This is a genomic window from Treponema sp. (genome assembly GCF_045657965.1).
Lineage (GTDB): Bacteria > Spirochaetota > Spirochaetia > Treponematales > Treponemataceae > Treponema_D.
Genome location: NZ_JAZOUG010000066.1, coordinates 1 through 2154, shown reverse-complemented (window position 1 = coordinate 2154; position 2154 = coordinate 1). Strand labels below are relative to the sequence as shown.

The window sequence follows — 2154 nt, the reverse complement described above, 5'->3', positions numbered from 1 at the left end:
GCTCTTTTCTTCTTCTGCCAACTTTTACACATCTCCTTCTTTGTTGTATAGTTCGTAAAGTATTTTATCTACCTGATTTGATATACAATCAAGACTTGCAATAACCTTTGCGTAATTCATTCGCTTAGGTCCGATTACGCCGATTCGTCCGATTGTTTTATCATTCATGGAGTAGTTTACCGTAATCATACTGGAATTTTCAAGCTCTTTGAACTCGTTTTCCGCACCGATTTTTATGTCAACGCCGTCCTTTGCACTGCCTAAAAGCTTTACAAGATTATCCTTGTCATCTAAAAATGCAAGCATTTCTCTTGCCTTTCCAACATCAGAAAATTCAGGGTATGAAAGGATTGATTTTGCGTTGTTTACGTAAACTTCGGTGTAGTCAAGGGAATCAATTGCCTCGTACACGAAGTTCAGCATATTTATAATCACCTTTGGTGCAATATCAAAGCTTTCATCAATCTCTTTGCCGATTTCCTTGATTTTGTCTAAAGTAAGGTCTTCTGCTGTAAGTCCGCTTATTCTGCGGTTTAAAACTTCGGAAAGTTTTGATGCTTCAACGTCATTTAAATCAAGCTCTACCGACTGATTTTTTATAATTCCTGCACTTGTTATAATTACAATCATAACGTTGCCGAAACCAAGGCTCACAAGCTCAATCTTTTTGATTCTGGCACTGGTCAGTTTCGGTGATGTTACCACCGTTGTGTATTCGGTCAGAGTTGATGCCATAAGGCTTGCCTTTTTGATAATAAGCTCAAGCTGATTTACTCGGTCTGCCATAATGGCCTGCATCTTCTCAAGTGCCTCAACGCTCATCTGGTAACGCCTCATAAGTGAGTTAACGTAAAATCTGTATCCCACATCGGAAGGAACTCTTCCCGCTGAAGTATGGGGCTGAATCAAAAATCCCATCTCTTCAAGGTCCGCCATTTCGTTACGAATGGTGGCAGAAGATAAGCCAAGCTCATTCTTTTTTGAAATAGCACGAGAGCCAACAGGCTCGGCAGTGCCGATGTATTCATCAATTACCGCTTGAAGAATTTTTTGTTTTCTTTCGCTAAGCTCCATCGCTCTCTCACCTTCCTAATTTAAAATACTGTTAGCACTCACCAACACCGAGTGCTAACAGTACTAATAATACCCCTATTTCCTTGATTTGTCAATACTTTTTCCAATGTTTTTTAAGGTTTTTTACAAAAAGTTCATAATTATAATATAAATTCGCACATAACCTGATTTGAAACAGAAATCGCTTTTTTTGAAAGACAGATTATGTCACCTTTTTCCTCTATCATTCCCATTTTCTTGAATTTTAACAGCGGTTTTTCAAAAATCTTTTCCATTTCGACGCCAAACCTGTTTACAAATTCAGTTTTTGAAACTCCATCTGTCATTCTAAGTCCCAAAAAGATAAATTCGCTCATTTTGTCTTCTGTTGACAGAACTTCACATTCACCAGCGGAAAAATCTCCTTTTATATAGGAATAAAAATCGTCGGTATTTGAAAAACGAATGCCATCAATGTAGGAATGTGCTGAAAGTCCAATGCCGATATATTCATCACATTGCCAGTATTTTTTGTTATGTCTTGACTCAAACCCGCTTTTAGCAAAGTTTGAAATTTCGTACTGCAGGTAGCCCTGCTTTTCCATTTCAGTTACTAGCATATCATAAATTTCACGCTCTGTGTCTTCATCAGGAAGCACAAGATTTCCCTTTTCGTTTTCGTCAAATAACGGCGTGCCTTCTTCTAAAATCAAGCTGTAACAGGAAATGTGCTGTGGTTTTAAAGAAAAGGCTTTTTCAAGATTTTGGCGGAAGCTTTCTTTTGTTTGATTTGGAACTGCACACATAAGGTCAATACTTATGTTATCAAAATATTTTTTTGCAAGATTAATAGTTTCTTCCGCTTCTATTCCTGTATGAACTCTGCCCAAAGCCGAAAGCTCGTTATCGTTAAAGGATTGAACGCCGATTGAAATGCGGTTTACGCCGTATTTTTTTAAGGTTTCAAGCTTTTCTTTGTCTAAGGTTTTCGGGTTTGCCTCAACTGTGAATTCGCAGGTTTCGGTTAGATTAAATTTTTTTTGGATATTTTTTAAAAGAAGTTCAAGACCTTCTGCGGTTAGGCTTGTTGGTGTTCCGCCA

At 37.8% G+C, this 2154-nt stretch carries 2 protein-coding genes; both read right to left on the bottom strand.

The genetic code is table 11. The features are described from left to right. Positions 1-24 precede the first annotated feature (24 nt). Entirely contained in the window at positions 25-1074 is a 1050-nt protein-coding gene (gene hrcA / locus ACKI5B_RS02395; RefSeq protein WP_407425460.1) for a heat-inducible transcriptional repressor HrcA, read from the bottom strand. Positions 1075-1214: 140 nt separating this feature from the next. Next, the coding region (gene hemW / locus ACKI5B_RS02390; RefSeq protein ID WP_407425458.1) for a radical SAM family heme chaperone HemW at positions 1215-2154 on the bottom strand (940 nt) is incomplete at its 5' end.

Coding starts and splice junctions, on each gene's coding strand:
- hrcA (WP_407425460.1), bottom strand. CDS start 1,074: ATGGAGCTTAGCGAAAGAAAACAAAAAATTCTTCAAGCGGTAATTGAT.